This window comes from Burkholderia sp. HAN2018, from assembly GCF_024704855.1.
Classification (GTDB): Bacteria; Pseudomonadota; Gammaproteobacteria; order Burkholderiales; family Burkholderiaceae; genus Burkholderia; species Burkholderia cepacia.
In genome coordinates this window covers 41,444-56,825 of sequence record NZ_QOBB01000054.1, presented here as the reverse complement: position 1 = coordinate 56,825, position 15,382 = coordinate 41,444, and the positions used below count along the sequence as shown (strand labels likewise).

Annotated in this window: 14 protein-coding genes; 4 read left to right on the top strand and 10 right to left on the bottom strand. The window is 66.9% G+C overall.

What is annotated here, in order from left to right; translation table 11 throughout:
- Window positions 1-244, bottom strand: a 244-nt coding sequence (gene hfq, locus DPV74_RS16535; RefSeq protein WP_119337583.1) for an RNA chaperone Hfq, incomplete at its 3' end; no start/stop codon positions are given.
- Between the two features lie 295 nt (window positions 245-539).
- Here hfq and DPV74_RS16530 point away from each other — a divergent pair.
- Window positions 540-824, top strand: a complete 285-nt coding sequence (locus DPV74_RS16530; RefSeq protein WP_060172084.1) for a PXPV repeat protein — start codon at window positions 540-542, stop codon at window positions 822-824.
- A gap of 27 nt (window positions 825-851) precedes the next feature.
- Here DPV74_RS16530 and DPV74_RS16525 read toward each other — a convergent pair whose 3' ends face one another.
- The 4 genes from DPV74_RS16525 to DPV74_RS16510 form a co-directional block, all read right to left on the bottom strand.
- Complete coding sequence (locus DPV74_RS16525) at window positions 852-1,769, bottom strand: DUF1571 domain-containing protein (protein ID WP_021161542.1); 918 nt, start codon at window positions 1,767-1,769, stop codon at window positions 852-854.
- Between the two features lie 29 nt (window positions 1,770-1,798).
- A complete protein-coding gene (locus DPV74_RS16520; RefSeq protein WP_027787656.1) occupies window positions 1,799-3,553 on the bottom strand; it encodes an AMP-binding protein in 1,755 nt (584 codons plus the stop codon).
- Window positions 3,554-3,709: 156 nt separating this feature from the next.
- A complete protein-coding gene (locus DPV74_RS16515) occupies window positions 3,710-4,531 on the bottom strand; it encodes a TetR/AcrR family transcriptional regulator (RefSeq protein WP_027787655.1) in 822 nt (273 codons plus the stop codon).
- A gap of 215 nt (window positions 4,532-4,746) precedes the next feature.
- Window positions 4,747-5,967 carry an MFS transporter gene (locus tag DPV74_RS16510; protein ID WP_027787654.1) on the bottom strand — a complete coding sequence of 407 codons (1,221 nt, stop codon included), beginning with the start codon at window positions 5,965-5,967 and terminating at the stop codon, window positions 4,747-4,749.
- 281 nt (window positions 5,968-6,248) lie between these two features.
- On the opposite strand from DPV74_RS16510, the gene DPV74_RS16505 reads away from it, so the two are divergent.
- The 3 genes from DPV74_RS16505 to DPV74_RS16495 all read left to right on the top strand — a co-directional run bounded on the left by DPV74_RS16505 (window position 6,249) and on the right by DPV74_RS16495 (window position 9,283).
- Window positions 6,249-6,791: a GNAT family N-acetyltransferase gene (locus tag DPV74_RS16505; RefSeq protein ID WP_119337587.1), complete on the top strand. Its 543-nt coding sequence runs from the start codon at window positions 6,249-6,251 to the stop codon at window positions 6,789-6,791.
- A 127-nt stretch (window positions 6,792-6,918) separates the two neighbouring features.
- Window positions 6,919-7,545 carry a ParB-like protein gene (locus tag DPV74_RS16500; RefSeq protein WP_027787652.1) on the top strand — a complete coding sequence of 209 codons (627 nt, stop codon included), beginning with the start codon at window positions 6,919-6,921 and terminating at the stop codon, window positions 7,543-7,545.
- Between the two features lie 7 nt (window positions 7,546-7,552).
- Window positions 7,553-9,283 (top strand): SulP family inorganic anion transporter, encoded by a 1,731-nt coding sequence (locus DPV74_RS16495; RefSeq protein WP_060318195.1) that lies wholly within the window; start codon window positions 7,553-7,555, stop codon window positions 9,281-9,283.
- A 22-nt stretch (window positions 9,284-9,305) separates the two neighbouring features.
- Here DPV74_RS16495 and DPV74_RS16490 read toward each other — a convergent pair whose 3' ends face one another.
- The 5 genes from DPV74_RS16490 to DPV74_RS16470 form a co-directional block, all read right to left on the bottom strand.
- A complete protein-coding gene (locus tag DPV74_RS16490; RefSeq protein ID WP_091921531.1) occupies window positions 9,306-10,241 on the bottom strand; it encodes a carbohydrate kinase in 936 nt (311 codons plus the stop codon).
- A gap of 132 nt (window positions 10,242-10,373) precedes the next feature.
- Window positions 10,374-11,318 (bottom strand): ABC transporter substrate-binding protein, encoded by a 945-nt coding sequence (locus DPV74_RS16485; RefSeq protein WP_060358178.1) that lies wholly within the window; start codon window positions 11,316-11,318, stop codon window positions 10,374-10,376.
- Between the two features lie 82 nt (window positions 11,319-11,400).
- Window positions 11,401-12,438 (bottom strand): hypothetical protein, encoded by a 1,038-nt coding sequence (locus DPV74_RS16480; RefSeq protein ID WP_021161550.1) that lies wholly within the window; start codon window positions 12,436-12,438, stop codon window positions 11,401-11,403.
- 40 nt (window positions 12,439-12,478) lie between these two features.
- The gene (locus DPV74_RS16475) at window positions 12,479-14,032 is read right to left on the bottom strand and encodes a sugar ABC transporter ATP-binding protein (RefSeq protein WP_021161551.1); all 1,554 of its coding nucleotides are present in this window, start codon (window positions 14,030-14,032) and stop codon (window positions 12,479-12,481) included.
- Window positions 14,019-15,266 (bottom strand): ROK family protein, encoded by a 1,248-nt coding sequence (locus DPV74_RS16470; RefSeq protein ID WP_119337586.1) that lies wholly within the window; start codon window positions 15,264-15,266, stop codon window positions 14,019-14,021. Before DPV74_RS16470 ends, DPV74_RS16475 begins: the two co-directional genes overlap by 14 nt.
- Window positions 15,267-15,382: the final 116 nt, after the last annotated feature.

Here is a 15,382-nt window from a genome sequence, read left to right as displayed (position 1 = left end):
CGCGGGGGCCGCCGCTGCCGCCCGGGCGCGAGCCGCCCGTGTCGAGCTGGATCGTGGAAATCGCGCGCTTGTAGATGCCTTGCAGACCCACGGGGGTGCGCAGCATCACCAGGTACTGGTCGAACGACTCGATACACCCCGTCAGACGAATGCCGTTGACGAGATAGATTTCAACGCGCTTACGTTCCTTGCGCGCCGAATTGATGAAGTCGTTTTGCGGATGGGATTCTGCGGGATTGGCCATTGAGGTGCGGCAGGAGCCTGCGTCAGAGAATATGTTGTGCGTGTGTGTGGCGTGTGCGTCCACAAGGTGTTTGGCGGGATTCTACCCTGTTCAATCGGGAAACGCGCAGTCGTGATTGTGTCGAACCGTAACCCACTATAGACGTTCCAGCGCATTTTCGCGATTCGGCCGAACGGTCAATGCCATTTCGTTACGCCGCGTTACGACTCTCGCAGCGCCGTATCACCTTGGTTCCCGCCCGACGCGTACATTGGCTGCGCGAGCCGGGCGGGCCGGTATATCAGGGATTGAGAACATGGACAAGAGACGATGGGCGGGGTGGGTCGGGGTCGTGGCGTTGCTGGCTTCCGGCAGTGCGATGGCGGGGCATGTCGACCTGTCGGTCGGCATCGGCGTACCGGTCGCGCCGGTCTATGTCGAGCCGGCGCCAGTCTATGTGGCGCCGCAGCCGGCCGTGGTCGCCTATCCGGGCTATGGATACGGCTACTACGGCGACGAGGACGACGATCGCTATCGCAAGTGGCGCAAGCACTATTACAAGCATTGGCACCGGCACCATGGCGGCGACGATGACGATTGAGCCCGAGGCCAGCCCCGCCGGCGTGCATCAGAACGCGTAGTCGGGGTTTTTCGGGTCGAATGCGGTGTCGTCGAGCGTCGCCGGCGCGATTTTCTCGATGACGATCCGCTCGAAGATCTTGCCGTCGTTGTCATAGGACTCGACGGTCCGGAAATAGGGCGCGTGCAGATCGAGCCCGAGGACTTCCTTCTTCGCGTAGAACTGCGGCCGGCCGGTCGGTGTTTCGTAGGTGAGCGCGACCACGCGCACGCCGCCGATCGTCCTGGCCTCCACGTCGGTCGGCCGCTGCACGCCGGCTTCCACGTATTTCTTCCCTTCGGTCAGGTACAGGTTCGTGATGAACTCGGTACCGAGATCCTTCACCTGGTGATTCGACTGCGCGCGTGCGAGTGCGCCGTCGAGCGCCGTCCACAGCGGAATCTTGCCGAGCAGGCCGCCGAGGTGCCCGTACATCTCGTCCTTGCGCTGCGTCGTGTCGTAGATGGTCTCCTGTCCGGCATGCGCACCGCCCGGCAGCCATTTCGCATAGACGCGCAGCGGCTCGCGGGTGGTCTTCACGAGCATGCGGTCGGGCGTATCGGACCACTTTCCGCTGATGCGCTCCTGACGCACCATCGTGAACTGGTACGACGGATAGCCGTTGGGGCCGTTACGGATATAGAGCGGCACGGCGAGCGGATCGAGTGCCTTGAAGAGCGCCGTGAGCGTCGCGTCGTCGAGTTGCGCGAGCGTGCCGCGCTGTGCGGCCGTGCGCAGCCAGCGCGCCTGCTGCGCGACCGGCTCGCGGGCGACTTTCGCGAGGTCCGCCGGCAGCGCGACGCCCGCGGCCGCGCTTGCGGCGTCGGCCGTTTCCTGGGCATGCAGGCCCGCCTGTCCGAGCGACAGCAGGCAGGCGACTGCCACGGCGGCGGCATGCCGCGCGTGGTGCTTCTTTCCTTCGTTCATCGACGGCGTCTCCCTGGGCGACGGATCGTTCAACCTTGCTTCGCGGCCTTGATTTTGGCGAGTTCTTCGTCGCGCAGCGCGCGGCGCAGGATCTTGCCGACGTTCGTCTGCGGCAGCGCGTCGCGGAACTCGACGAATTTCGGCATCTTGTAGCCGGTGAGGTTCTTGCGGCAGTGCGCGAGCACATCATCGGTCGTCAGCGACGGGTCGCGGCGCACGACGAACACCTTGATCCGTTCGCCCTGTACCTCGTCCGGAATGCCGATCGCCGCGGCTTCGCTGATGCCCGGATGCATCACCAGCACTTCCTCGATCTCGTTCGGGTACACGTTGAAGCCCGACACGAGGATCATGTCCTTCTTGCGGTCGATCAGGCGGATGAAGCCGCGTTCGTCCATCACGCCGATGTCGCCGGTGCCGAGCCAGCCGTCGGCGTCGATCACCTTGGCCGTCTCGTCGGGGCGCTGCCAGTAGCCGCGCATCACCTGCGGGCCGCGCACGCACAGCTCGCCCGGCTCGCCGACGGGCGCCCAGGTGCCGTCCTCACGGCGAAAGCGCACGACGGTGGACGGCGCGGGCAGGCCGATCGAACCGCTGAACGCGGCCATGTCGTTCAGGTTGACGGGGTTCATCGTGACGATCGGCGAGCATTCGGTCAGGCCGTAGCCTTCGACGACCGGCCGGCCCGTCACCTGCTGGAAGCGTTCCGCGACCGCGCGCTGCATCGCCATCCCGCCCGCCATCGCGAGCTTCAGCTTCGAGAAATCGCGCTTGCGGAATTCCTCGTTGTCGAGGAATGCGTTGTACAGCGTGTTGATGCCGGTGATCCCGGTGAACGTCTCGTTGCGGATGATCTTCATCACCATCGTCATGTCGCGCGGGTTCGCGATCAGGATGTTGCGCCCGCCGAGCCCCATGAAGATGAATGCGTTCACCGTCAGCGAATAGATGTGATACAGCGGCAGCGGCGTGAGCACGGTTTCGACGTCGCCCGATACCTGGTCGGCGATCCAGGCCTTCGCCTGCAGCAGGTTCGCGATCAGGTTGCCGTGCGTGAGCATCGCGCCTTTCGCGACGCCCGTCGTGCCGCCCGTGTATTGCAGGAATGCGAGGTCGTCGCGCGTCGTCTGCACGGGTTGCGGCTTGCTTCGCTCACCGAGCGCGAGGGCGGAGCGCAACCGGATGGCCTGCGGCAGGTGGTAGGCCGGCACGAGCTTCTTCACGTGCTTCAGCACGAAATTGATCAGGCGTCCTTTCGCATTGAAGCCGTCGGCGAGGAGGTCGCCGAGCGCGGTGACGACGATGTTCTTCACCTGCGTTTCCGGCAGCGCATCCTGCAGCGTGCGCGCGAAATTCTCGAACACGACGATCGTCTGCGCGCCGCTGTCCTTCAGCTGGTGCGCGAGTTCGCGCGCGGTATAGAGCGGATTGACGTTGACGACGATCGCACCGGCTTTCAGCGTGCCGAACAGCGCGACCGGGTACTGGAACGTGTTCGGCAGCATGATCGCGACGCGGTCGCCGGGTTTGACGCCGAGGCTTTGCAGATACGACGCGAACGCGTCGACTTTCTGCGCGAGCGTGCGATAGGTCATCGATGCGCCCGCGCTCACATAGGCGACGCGCTCGGCGAAGCGGCTCGTGCACTCGTCGAAGAACTGCACGAGCGATGCGTATTGCGTGACGTCGATGTCGTGCGGGACGCCGGGCGGATATGACGCGTACCAGATGCCGTCGGTGTTCGGCGGAACCTGGGCCGCTGCGGTTGCTGCGGAAGATGACATGACATGTCTCCGGTCTTTGCTCTCGGCGAAGGCCGGCGCTTCAGCGCCGGCCCGTGCCCCGTGCCGCACGGTCGATCGGCGGGGCGCCTCGGCGCTCCGCATGACCGCGCGTTTCAATCAAATCGTGAACAGGAAGCCGCGCGTGGCCTCGCGCGCTCAGTTCGTGGAATGCAGCGTCGCCGTATCGGCGGTGGCCGCGCCCGACGACGGCAGCCCGAACGCTTCGCTTGCGCCTGCATCGTCGAGCACGGCCGCGAAGATCGACAGTTGCGCGCTGTCGGGCATCGGCGCTTTCAGCGCGGCGACGATCAGCGACGACAGTCGCGCGATCATCTGCACGTCGTTCATCGTGCGGCCTTGCGAGAACTCGTCGATCAGGCTTTCCGTTTCGGCGCCGGCGAGCGCGCCGGAGAGTGCACCGATCGCGAAGTGCAGCCGCCAGCCGAGCTCCGTGCGCGGCAGGTGCGGCAACGCGCGCTGGAATGCGTCGAAGAAGCGGCCCGCGACGCTTGCGTAGTGCGCGGTCAGGAAGTTGCGCACGAACGGCGACGGATCGGTGTACGCGCGGCCGATCAGCCGCAGGAACCCGGGCCCGCCGCGTTCGGGATTGCGCGATGCCTTCAGCGCGGGAATGAACATCGCGCCGAGCACGTGCTCGCAGGTGATGTGCGTGCCGAGTTGCGCATCGAAGCGGTCGAGGATACCGAGGCGTTCCTGGTTGAGCTGGTCGAGCCGGCGCGACAGCATCGCGTGGATCAGCGCTTCCTTGCTGCCGAAGTGGTAGTTGACCGCGGCGAGGTTGACCGCCGCGCGCGAGGTGATCTGGCGCATCGACATCGCCTCGAAGCCATGCTCGATGAACAGGTCCTCGGCCGCATCGAGGATGCGCGCCTTCGTCCCGCCGGTCTGCCGAGTGCCGGATGACCGTGCCCCGGACGGCCGTCCCGCGGATGGCCGCCCCTCCTGACTTACTGCCATGTCCCGCCTCCCATGCCGGTCGCCCGGCCGCGAACTGGTGATTTGATTATCTGATTCAAACAGTCGTTTTTATTAAGATAAAAAAGGGCGAGCGGAGCGGGCAAGCGGGGAATCTGGACAAATTCCTCTAGTTCGATGTGCGAATGCGGAAAGTATCGCGCGCGCCTTCGACAGGGCGGGGCACGCGCGATGGTGCAATGCGGCAATGCGCGGGATCAGGCGACCGTGCTACGCGTATTGACCGATTGCGTCATGTCGATGCCGCGCCGCTCGCGGCTGAACAGGATCAGCACGGCGATCACGACGGCGACGATGCCGGCCACGAGCGCGAGCGCGAAGCTGTAGTTGTTGTTGTGCGAAACGGCGAGCGAGGCCTGCATCGTCGCGTTGCCCGACGCGAGCAGGTTGCCGAGCTGGTAGACGACGCCGGGGAAGGTCGCGCGGATCTCGTCGGGCGAGATCTCGTTCAGGTGAACCGGGATCACGCCCCACGCACCCTGCACCGAGATCTGCATCAGGAACGCCCCCGCGGCGAGGGCGACCGGGCCGCTCGAGAACGCCCACAGCGGCAGCACGGGCAGGGCGATCAACGCAGCGATGAAGATGGCACGACGCCGGCCGATCCGCTCCGAGATCGAGCCGAACGACAGGCCGCCGACGATGGCGCCGATGTTCAGCACGATCGTGATCCACGACACGGTATGCGGATCGAAATGATGCTGTTCGCGCAGGAACGTCGGATAGAGATCCTGCGTGCCGTGCGAGAAGAAGTTGAACGCGGTCATCAGCACGATCGCGTAGATCGTGAGCTTCCAGTTCTGCTGCAGCGTGGCCCCGAGGCTCGGGCGCGGACGCTTCTCCATCTGCTTCCACGCCGGCGATTCGGGCACGTGCGCGCGCACGTACAGCACGAGCAGCGCGGGCAGCACGCCGACCATGAACATCCCGCGCCAGCCGATGTACTGGTAGAACAGGCCGAACACGACGGACGCGAGCAGGTAGCCGCTCGGATAGCCGGCCTGCAGCAGCCCCGACACGAAGCCGCGTGCATGGGTCGGCACGGTTTCCATCGTCAGCGCAGAGCCGACACCCCATTCGCCGCCCATCGCGACGCCGAACAGCGCGCGCAGCACGAGCAGCGCGGTCAGGCTCGGCGCGAAACCCGATGCGAGTTCGAGCAGCGAGTAGCACGCGATGTTGACCATCAGCGTCGGGCGGCGGCCGAAGCGGTCGGCGAGCCGGCCGAAGATCAGCGCGCCTAGCGGACGCATCGCGAGTGTCAGCGTGAGCGCGAACGCGACGGCGGGAATCGTCGATCCGAATTCGGCGGCGATGTCCTTCAGCACGAAGACCATCAGGAAGAAATCGAACGCATCGAGTGTCCAGCCCAGGTAGGCGGCGATCGTCACGTTGCGTTGTTCGCGGGTCCAGCTCATGTCCGAAGTCTCCTCGTTGGCTTGCGCGCTTACGATGTGCATGCGGATGCCGGCCCGGCTTGCGCGCGGTGCGGGGGCATGGATCGAGTGTAGGCCGCGGCGCTTGGCGATGTGGGGCGCGATAACGCCGAATCGGGAATAATCCCTAGGAAATGAACTGTTTCGGATTCGGCAACGGCGCTGCGCGAAACCGGCGGCAGGCATCTGTATCATTCCGGAAGGCTGTTTGTATCTGTTTTGTAATGCGTCCGGTGAGCATCGTCACCGAATCAGGAGTCCAGATGACTGAACCTTCCGCCGCCACGCTGCCCGTGCTCGAAACTGCGCGGCTGTGGCTGCGTCCACGCGTGCTGGCCGATCTCGACGCCTGCATCGAGATGGATCGCGATCCCGAGGTCACGCGGCACATCGCGGGCCCGTGGCACGATCCCGTCGAGCATCGGCGCTTCGTCACGCACCGGATCACGCGCGACTATCCGCCGGGCCTCGGCTACTGGTCGATCTTCGAGAAGGCCGCGCCCGATGCGTTCATCGGCTGGATCCTGCTGATTCCGGACTATGCGGATGGCGCGCGCGACGTCGAGATCGGCTGGCGGCTGGTGCGTGCAACATGGGGGCGCGGCATCGCGAGCGAGGCCGCGTCGGCCGTCGTGCGCCACGCCTTCGACACCGTGCGCCTGCCGCGCGTGATCGCCGATATCGCGGAGGCCAACGGCGGCTCGTTGAACGTCGCGCGCAAGCTCGGGATGCGCCGGGTGAGCGTCGTGCACGATGGCATTCCCTACATTCGACATCGTCTCGAACGCAACGACCTGCGCGTATAGCGCGGCGCGCGCGTACGCGGGCAGTTGTCGTGGATCGTCAACCGGATGCGTATCGAGGTCATGACGTATTAACGGCTCGTGCGTTCAGGAGTATCGTTGCCGGAATTTCGCAACATGGGGTACGACCATGGCACTCGGCACCGATGTTCACCTGATTCCCGTCAAGCTGGAAGAACTGCGTCCCACGCAGATGACGGTCGGCTATCGCGAAGTCAAGGCGAAGCGCAAGCACTGGAAGGGGCTCAGCAAGCGCGCGCGCAAGACCGCGATCGAATCGCACTGGTTCCCGGCCGTGCTCGGCCCGGGCGGGTTGCACTACATCACCGATCATCATCATCTCGGCCTCGCACTGATCGAGGAAGGCGAGGCGCGCGTGAACGCGATGCTGCTGAAGGACCTGTCGTGGCTCGACGACACGATCTTCTGGCGGATGATGGAACACAACCAGTGGGTGCATCCGTTCGGCGCGGACGGCACGCGCCGCGACTACGCGAATCTGCCGAAGGTGCTGACGGGGCTCGTGGACGATCCGTACCGCAGCCTCGCCGGCGAGCTGCGCACCGCCGGCGGCTACGCGAAGGACGCGACGCCGTTCAGCGAATTCCTGTGGGCCGACTACCTGCGCCAGCACGTGTCGCTCGACCAGATCCGCAAGAACTTCGCGAAGGCGCTCGATATCGCGCTGCATCGCGCACACGAGCAGGATGCACGCTATCTGCCCGGCTGGTCGGGCGTCATCGCCGTCAGGCCCTGAGCACCTCATGACGACTGCCCCGATCCGCCCCGATGCCGGCCCGCAGCATGCCGAGCATTTCTCCGCGCTCGACGCGGCCTCGCCGCCGCCGACGCGGCGCATCGGCCTCGACGCGCTGGCCGGCCTGTCGATCGCGGGCTTGCTGATCCCCGAGGCGGTCGCGTACGCGGGGCTGGCCAACCTGCCGCCGCAGGCCGGTCTCATCGCGTTGCTGTCGGGGCTCGTCGTCTATGCGCTCACCGGCAGCAGCCGTTTCGCGATCGTGTCGTCGACGTCGTCGTCGGCTGCCGTGCTCGCGGCGACCGTGCTCGCGGAGTCGGGAATGGCGCTTGCCGCGCAGCTCGCGCTGGCGGCGGCGCTCGTCGCGATGACGGGCGTGCTGTTCATCCTGGCGGGTGCCGCGCGGCTCGGCGGCATGTCGGATTTCGTCGCGCGGCCGGTGTTGCGCGGCTTCACGTTCGGCCTCGCGCTGACGATCGTCATCAAGCAGTTGCCGAAGATTCTCGCGATTTCCGTGCAGCACAGCGATGCGCCGCATGTCGCGCTCGACCTGATCAGCGGTGCGCCTCACGCGAATCTCGCGAGCGTCGTGCTCGGCGCGACCGCGCTGGCGTTGCTGTTCGCACTCGGACGGAGCACGCGGGTGCCCGCGACGCTCGTCGTGATCGTGCTGTCGATCGCGGCCGGTTACGCGGTCGACTGGCAGCGATACGGCATTGCGATCGTCGGCCACATCGACTTCCGGCATATCGAGTTCGGCCTGCCGACCCTCGACCGCAACGCGTGGATGCAGACCGTCGAGCTTGCGTTCGCGCTGATGCTGATCCTGTATGCGGAGTCGTACGGATCGATCCGCAACTTCGCACTGAAGCATGGCGACAGCGTGTCGCCGAACCGCGACCTCGTCGCGCTCGGCTGCGCGAATCTCGTGTCCGGCCTGCTGCACGGGATGCCGGTCGGTGCCGGTTATTCGGCGACCTCGGCGAACGAAGCGGCCGGCGCGCAGTCGCGTTTTGCGGGCCTGTGGGCGGCGGGCGTGGTCGCGCTGATCGTGTGGCTGCTGCTGCCGCAGCTCGCGCGCACGCCGGAGCCCGTGCTCGCGGCGATCGTGATCTTCGCGGTCAGCCACTCGCTGCATCCGTCGGTGTTCCGGCCGTACTGGGCCTGGCATCGCGACCGGCTCGTCGTGATCGCCGCGCTGCTCGCGGTGCTCGTGCTCGGTGTGCTGCACGGGCTGCTCGCGGCCATCGGCGTGAGCCTGCTGCTGACGCTGCGCAAGTTGTCCGAGCCGAACGTCAGCGTGCTCGGCAGGCTGCGCGACAGCCATGATTTCGTCGACGTCGCGAGCCACGCCGACGCGAAGCCGGTGCCGGGCGTGCTGATCGTGCGGCCCGAGGCGCAACTGTTCTTCGCGAATGCGGACCGGATGTTGAACCGTGTGCGTGCGTTGATGAAGGCTGCGCCGGACACGCATACCGTGATGCTGAGCCTCGAGGAAACGCCGGATGTCGACGGCACGACGATCGAATCGTTGCGCACCTTTGCGGCCGAATGCGCGGCGCGCGGGTTGCGGCTCGCGCTCGTGCGGCTCAAGATGCACACGCTGCATGCATTGCGCCGCGCGGCCGACGATACGCTTCACGACGATGCGATGTCCGAACTGAGCGTCGACGAGAGCCTGCAGCTGCTGCAGGCCGGGACGCCGCCGGACGGCAGCGGCGGACCGACCGCCGCGTGACGGTGCGGTGCGCCGGTAGGTGCTATTGCGAAACTGCAGTGTCGGCAGTGCGATCGATCATGTCGGTCACCTCGGCCGCCGTCGGCGCGTAGGCGCCTGCATGTGCACAGGCGACCGCCGCGCACGCGGCCGCGTAGCGCAGATGCTCGGCGGCTGACGCGTCGGGACGCGCCAGCTGGCTTGCGAGCCAGCCGCCGATGCTCGCGTCGCCGCAGCCGACGGTGTCGGCCACCTCGGTCGGGAACGCAGGCTGGAACAGCACGGTGTCGCGATGCAGGAGCTGCATGCCCGACGCGCCGCGCGTGACGAGCATCGTTGCGTCGGGCGCCCACGTGCGCAGTTGCGCGAGCGCGGCGGCTTCATCGAGTTCGGGAAACAGCCCGCGCAGGTCCTCGTCGGACACCTTGATCCAGTCGGCGAGCCCGGCCAGCCGGCGCAGCGTGTCGCGATACGACGGCGCGGCCATCGGCGCACGGAAGTTCGGGTCGAACGAGATTCGCTTGCCGGCCGTTCGCGCGGCCTGCGCGACTTCGATCAGGCGCGCCGCGAGCGGCTCGCGCACGACGCCGAGCGAGCCGACGTGCACGATCTCGGCCGCATCGAGCGCACCGGCGGGCAGGTCCGCCGGATCGAACGCGAGATCGGCGCTGTTCTCGCCGATGAAGAAATAGTGGGGCGGCTGCTTCGACACGACCATCGCGAGCAGCGGCGCACGATCGACCTGCCGGATGAAGCGCAGGTCGAGCCCGGCGTCGGCACTCTTGCGCATCAGTTCGTCGCCGAAGATGTCGCGGCTGACCGTGCCGGCGAAGGCCGTCGGCACGCCGAGTCGCGCGCCGACGCGCGCGACGTTCCAGCATGAGCCGCCGGCGATGCTGTGCCAGTGCTGCGCGTCGTCGCGGATGAAATCGGTCAGCGCTTCGCCGAATACGATCAGGCGGGGGAACGTCGTCGTCATGTCGAAACCTTGTGCCGTGGCGTTGCGCACGGCCGTACAGCGGTTGATCCGAAAAGGCGGGCAGCTCGGGGCCGTCGCGCATGGCGACACGGCCCCGCACCGCCCGGTTGCGCGGGCGGACAGGCAGCGCGATCAGCGCGGCGAGCTCCAGCCCTTGTAGGTCTTCACGTTGTCGCGCGTGATGAGCGTCGGCTCGATCAGGATCATCGGATTGGCCGGCTTCTGGCCGTTCATGATCCCGTAGCCGACGTTGACCGCCTGCTGCGCCATGGCCCAGGGATCCTGGCTCGACGACGCCTGCACGAGCGTGTTGGACTTGAGCGCGACCTCGATGTCGGGTGCGCCGTCGACCGACGTGATCACGATGCCCGGACGGTTCAGCTGCTTCGCGGCGAGGTCGCTGCCGATCGCCTGCGGGTCGTTGATCGTGAACACCGCGTCGAGCTTCGGAAAGCGCGTCAGGTAGCCTTGCATCGCATTCATCCCGCCTTCGCGCGAACCCTTGCCGTCCTGGTCGCTCGACAGCACCTTGATGCCGGCGTTTTTCGCGAGCACGGCCTTGCAGCCGTTGACGCGATCGATCACGGCCGATACCTGCGGGCCGTTCTCGATGATCACGTTGCCCTTGCCGTTGAGTTTCTTCACGATGTAGTCGCACGCGAGTTCGCCGGCCTTCACGTTGTTGGTTTGCACGGTCGCGTTTGCGCCCGCCGCGGCGACGTCGACCGCGACGACCGTGATGCCGGCCGCCTGCGCCTTCTTCACCGCCGGCTCGATCGCCTTCGGATCCGTCGCGTTGAGCAGGATCATGTCGACGTGCGCGGAGATGAAGTTGTCGATCTGCGTGAACTGCTTGTTCAGGTCGTAGTCGGCCGAGACGGCCGTGACCTTCGCGTTCGGGTTGAGCTGCTTGGCGCGTGCTTCGGCACCCTTGACGATCGTGACGAAGTACGGATTGCCGAGCGACCCGACCGTGACGCCGATCGATTTGAGCGGCTTGTCGGCCGCGTGTGCGGCGGAAGCGCCGAAGGCGAGTGCGCAGGCGACGGCGGTCAGGGCGGCTTTGTGCTTGAGCATGTCGTTGTGTCTCCGAGAGGTTTGTTGGTGAACGGGCGCAGGCGAACCGGCCAGCGCCGCAAGGTTGAATCGACGGGAAGGGTCAGGTGCGCGCCGAGTCGCGCTGGCGATAGCGATCGAGCGCAACGGCGCCGATGATCACGAGGCCCTTGATGATGTACTGCCAGATGTCGGACACGCCGAGCAGTACGAGGCCGTTCGTCAGTACCGCGATGATCAGCGCACCGATCAGCGTACCGACGATCGAGCCGACGCCGCCGACGAAGCTCGTGCCGCCGAGGATCACCGCGGCGATCGCGTCGAGTTCGTACGACTGGCCGAGCTGCAGGCCGTTTGCCGCATAAAGCCGCGCGGCCGACATCACCGCGCCGAGCCCGGCGAGCAGGCCCGACGCCGCATAGACGAACATCTGGATCGCCCGCACGTTGATGCCCGACAGGCGCGCGGCTTCCGGATTGCCGCCCACCGAATAGATGCGCATCCCGAGCACCGTGCGGCGCAGGATGAACCACGAGATCGCGATGACCGCGCACGCGATGACGACGAGCCAGGGCACACCGAGGATCGTGCCGTTGCCGATGAACGCGAACGGCAACTGCGGATTGAACACGGTGGTGTCGTTGCCGATCAGGCGCGCAACGCCGCGCACGGCCGTCATCGCGCCGAGCGTGACGATGAACGGCGGCAGGCGCAGGAACGAGATCAGGCCGCCGTTGATCGCGCCGAACACGAGGCCGACGACGAGCGCGAACGGTACGCCGAGCCAGCCCCAGCCCGGAATGGTCGACGCGAGCAGCGCCGCGACGGCCGCGGCGGCGAGCACCGAGCCGACCGACAGGTCGATGCCGCCCGTCAGGATCACGAAGGTCATGCCGGCGGCGAGCACGATGTTGATCGACGCCTGCTGCGTGACGATCGACAGGTTCTGCAGCGTGAAGAAGCCGTCGGTCAGGAAGCCGAAGCCGATGCACAGAACCAGCAGCACCGGCAGCATGCCGGCGGTGCGGATGAGCGACTGCATGCGGGCGCGGTGATCGGCGCCGCGCAACAGCGGCGTACGGTTGCCCACCGGATGGGCCGTCGCGGAAGCGAGGTTCCGCTGCTTGGTCGGGTTGATCATGTCGGTAACCTGAATGTAAGAGTGAACTGAAAGGGCGGGCTCAGTGCGCGTCGGCGAGTTCGGCCTGCGAGCCGGTGGCGAGCGCGATGATGGCTTCCTGCGTGATGGGCGTATGCGTGTGGCCGCCGAGCTCGCCCGCGATCTCGCCTTCGCGCATCACGAGCACCCGGTCGGCGACGCCGATGATCTCCGGCAGTTCGCTCGAGATCACGATCACACCCACGCCGGCGCGGGCCAGTTCGTTGATGATCCGGTAGATCTCGGATTTCGCGCCGATATCGACGCCGCGCGTCGGTTCGTCGAGGATCAGCACGCGCGGCTTCGTTTCGAGCAGGCGCGACAGCAGCACTTTCTGCTGGTTGCCGCCTGACAGCGCGCCGACGTTGACGTTCGCGTGGGGGACGCGGATCGACAGCGATGCAATCGCGTCGCGTGCACGTTCGGCGCCGCGCGCGAGGTCGAGCGCACCGAGCCGCGCATCGCGGTTGCAGACCGAGATGTTGATGTTGTCGCGTACGCTCATGTCGAGGAACAGGCCCTGGCGCTTGCGGTCTTCGGTCAGGTAGACGAGGCCGGCGTCGATCGCGTCGCGCGGCGAGTGCGCGCCGAACGTGCGTTCGCCCACCTTCACGTTGCCGCGCACGCGCGGTTCCGCGCCGAAGATCAGCCGCGCGAGCTCGGTGCGGCCTGCGCCGACGAGCCCCGCGATGCCGAGCACTTCGCCGGCGTGCAGGTCGAGGCTGCAGCCGCGCACGCGCGCGCCGTCGGCGATGTCGCGTACCGACAGCAGCAGGTGGCCGGGGTCGTACGGCGCGTGTTCCTTCTTGTAAAAGCCGGAGATGTCGCGGCCGACCATCATCGCGACAAGACGCTCGGCCGAAAGCGATGCGCGCTCGAGCGTGCCGACATACGTGCCGTCGCGCAGCACCGACACACGATCGGACAACTCGTAGATCTCCGCCATCCGGTGGCTGATGTAGATGATCGCGAGACCTTCCTCGCGCAACTGGCGGATCAGGCGGAACAGGTGTTCGGTCTCGCGCGACGACAGCGGCGTGGTCGGCTCGTCCATCACGAGGATGCGTGCGCGGGTGTGCACGGCGCGCGCGATCTCGACGAGCTGCTGTTCCGCGATCGACAGCGTGCCGACGAGCGTGTCGGGCCCGAACGATGCGCCCAGGCGCGCGAGCACGTCCTCGCAGCCGCGTGCCATTGCCGCGCGGTCGATCGTGCCCCAGCGCCGGTTGCCGCGCCGCAATTCGCGGCCGATGTAGATGTTTTCCGCGACGCTCAGGTTCGGGGACAGGCACAGCTCCTGGTAGATCACCGCGACGCCCGCATCGCGCGCGGCAAGCGGGCCGTCGATGTCGATGCGTTCGCCGTCGATCAGGATCTCGCCGCCGGCGTCGGCGCGGTATGCGCCCGACAGGATTTTCATCAGCGTCGATTTGCCCGCGCCGTTTTCGCCCATCAGCGAGTGGATCTCGCCGGGATAGACGGTCAGGCTCACGTTGTCGAGCGCGCGCACGGCCGGGAACGTCTTGCTGATCCCGCGCATCTCGAGCAGCGGACGGGGCGACTCAGATCGCGACATGGTTGACCTCCTGCGAGTCGGTGCGGGCGCCCTTGAGGATGCCGGCCCGCGGGGAGAAGTTGAAATACATCGGCAGCGTGGCTGCGCCGATCGCGCCGGCGTCGGCGCCGAACGTGCCGCGTACGAGCACCGGCGTGCCGCGCGCTTCGGGCGCGGTGGCCACGAGCGCGGCACGCAGGCGCGTTGTCACCGCGTCGAGCAGGCCTGCGTCGGTATCGGCGTCGAGCACGACCACCGGCGCATCGACCACACACAGCACCGCACGCAACGCAGGTGCGAGCGCGTCGACGCAATCGTCGATCCATTCGTCGACGGCGGGCAGGCCGCGAGCGATGCAGGCTTCGAGATCGGCCCGGTTGTCGACCGTCTCGCCGTGATGGCGCAGATGGCGCACGAGCGCATGCAGCGACGCGCGCGCGAGCAGGATGTCCCACGGGCCACGCGGCGGCGGCGCGGAAGCGAGCCGGCTCGGCTGCACGGGAATCACGGCGATGTCGCCCGCGTTGCCGGTCACGCCGCGCAGGCAGTCGCCGTCGATCGCGATGCCGCCGCCGATCGCCGGCCCGATGAATAGATAGACGAAATCGTCGCACTGCCGGCCGTATCCGTAGAAGAGCTCGGCGATCGCGGCCGCATTGCCGTCGTTTTCGCCGAATACCGGAAGCGACAGCATGCGACCGAGGTCGCTTGCGAAATCGACGTCTTCCCACGCGCGGAACGTGTCGGGTGCGAGACCGAGTTCACGCATCCACGCGCCGAGGTTGTAGGGCTGCGCGACACCGATGCCGGTCAGGCGGGCGCGCTCGTGGGCGGGGAGCAGGGCCTGCATCGCTTCGATGTCGTGGCGGACGATCTCGAGCACGTCGGCGGGCGGGGGCAGCAGCGTGTCGTGCGAGCGGCGGCCGAGCACGTCGCCCGCGAAGTTGACGAGCGCCGTTTCGATGCGCATCCGGTCGAGATGGACGCCGATGCCGAACGCGCCGCGCGGGTCGAGGCGAATCAGCGAAGCCGGCTGACCGCGCTGGCCTTCGGTGCGGCCCGCGAATTCGATCAGCTTCGCGTCGGCGAGTGATGTGATGATGCTGCCGACCGCCGTGCCCGTCATGTTCGCGAGGCGGGCGAGGTCGGCCTTTGACGCGCTGCCTGCGCGGCGCAGCGTCTTCAGCAGCAGGCGCTCGTTGTAACGGCGCACGTTGGCCGAATTGCTGCCCTGGCCGAAGTGCGGGCTTCTCATGGCGTCTCCTTCCATGGCGCGCCGTGCAGAGGCGCATTAAATAAATCACGTTGATTTATTTAACCGCGTGAACGCCGACATGTCAGCCTAGGGAAATCCCGGTTTGAGGTGGGAGC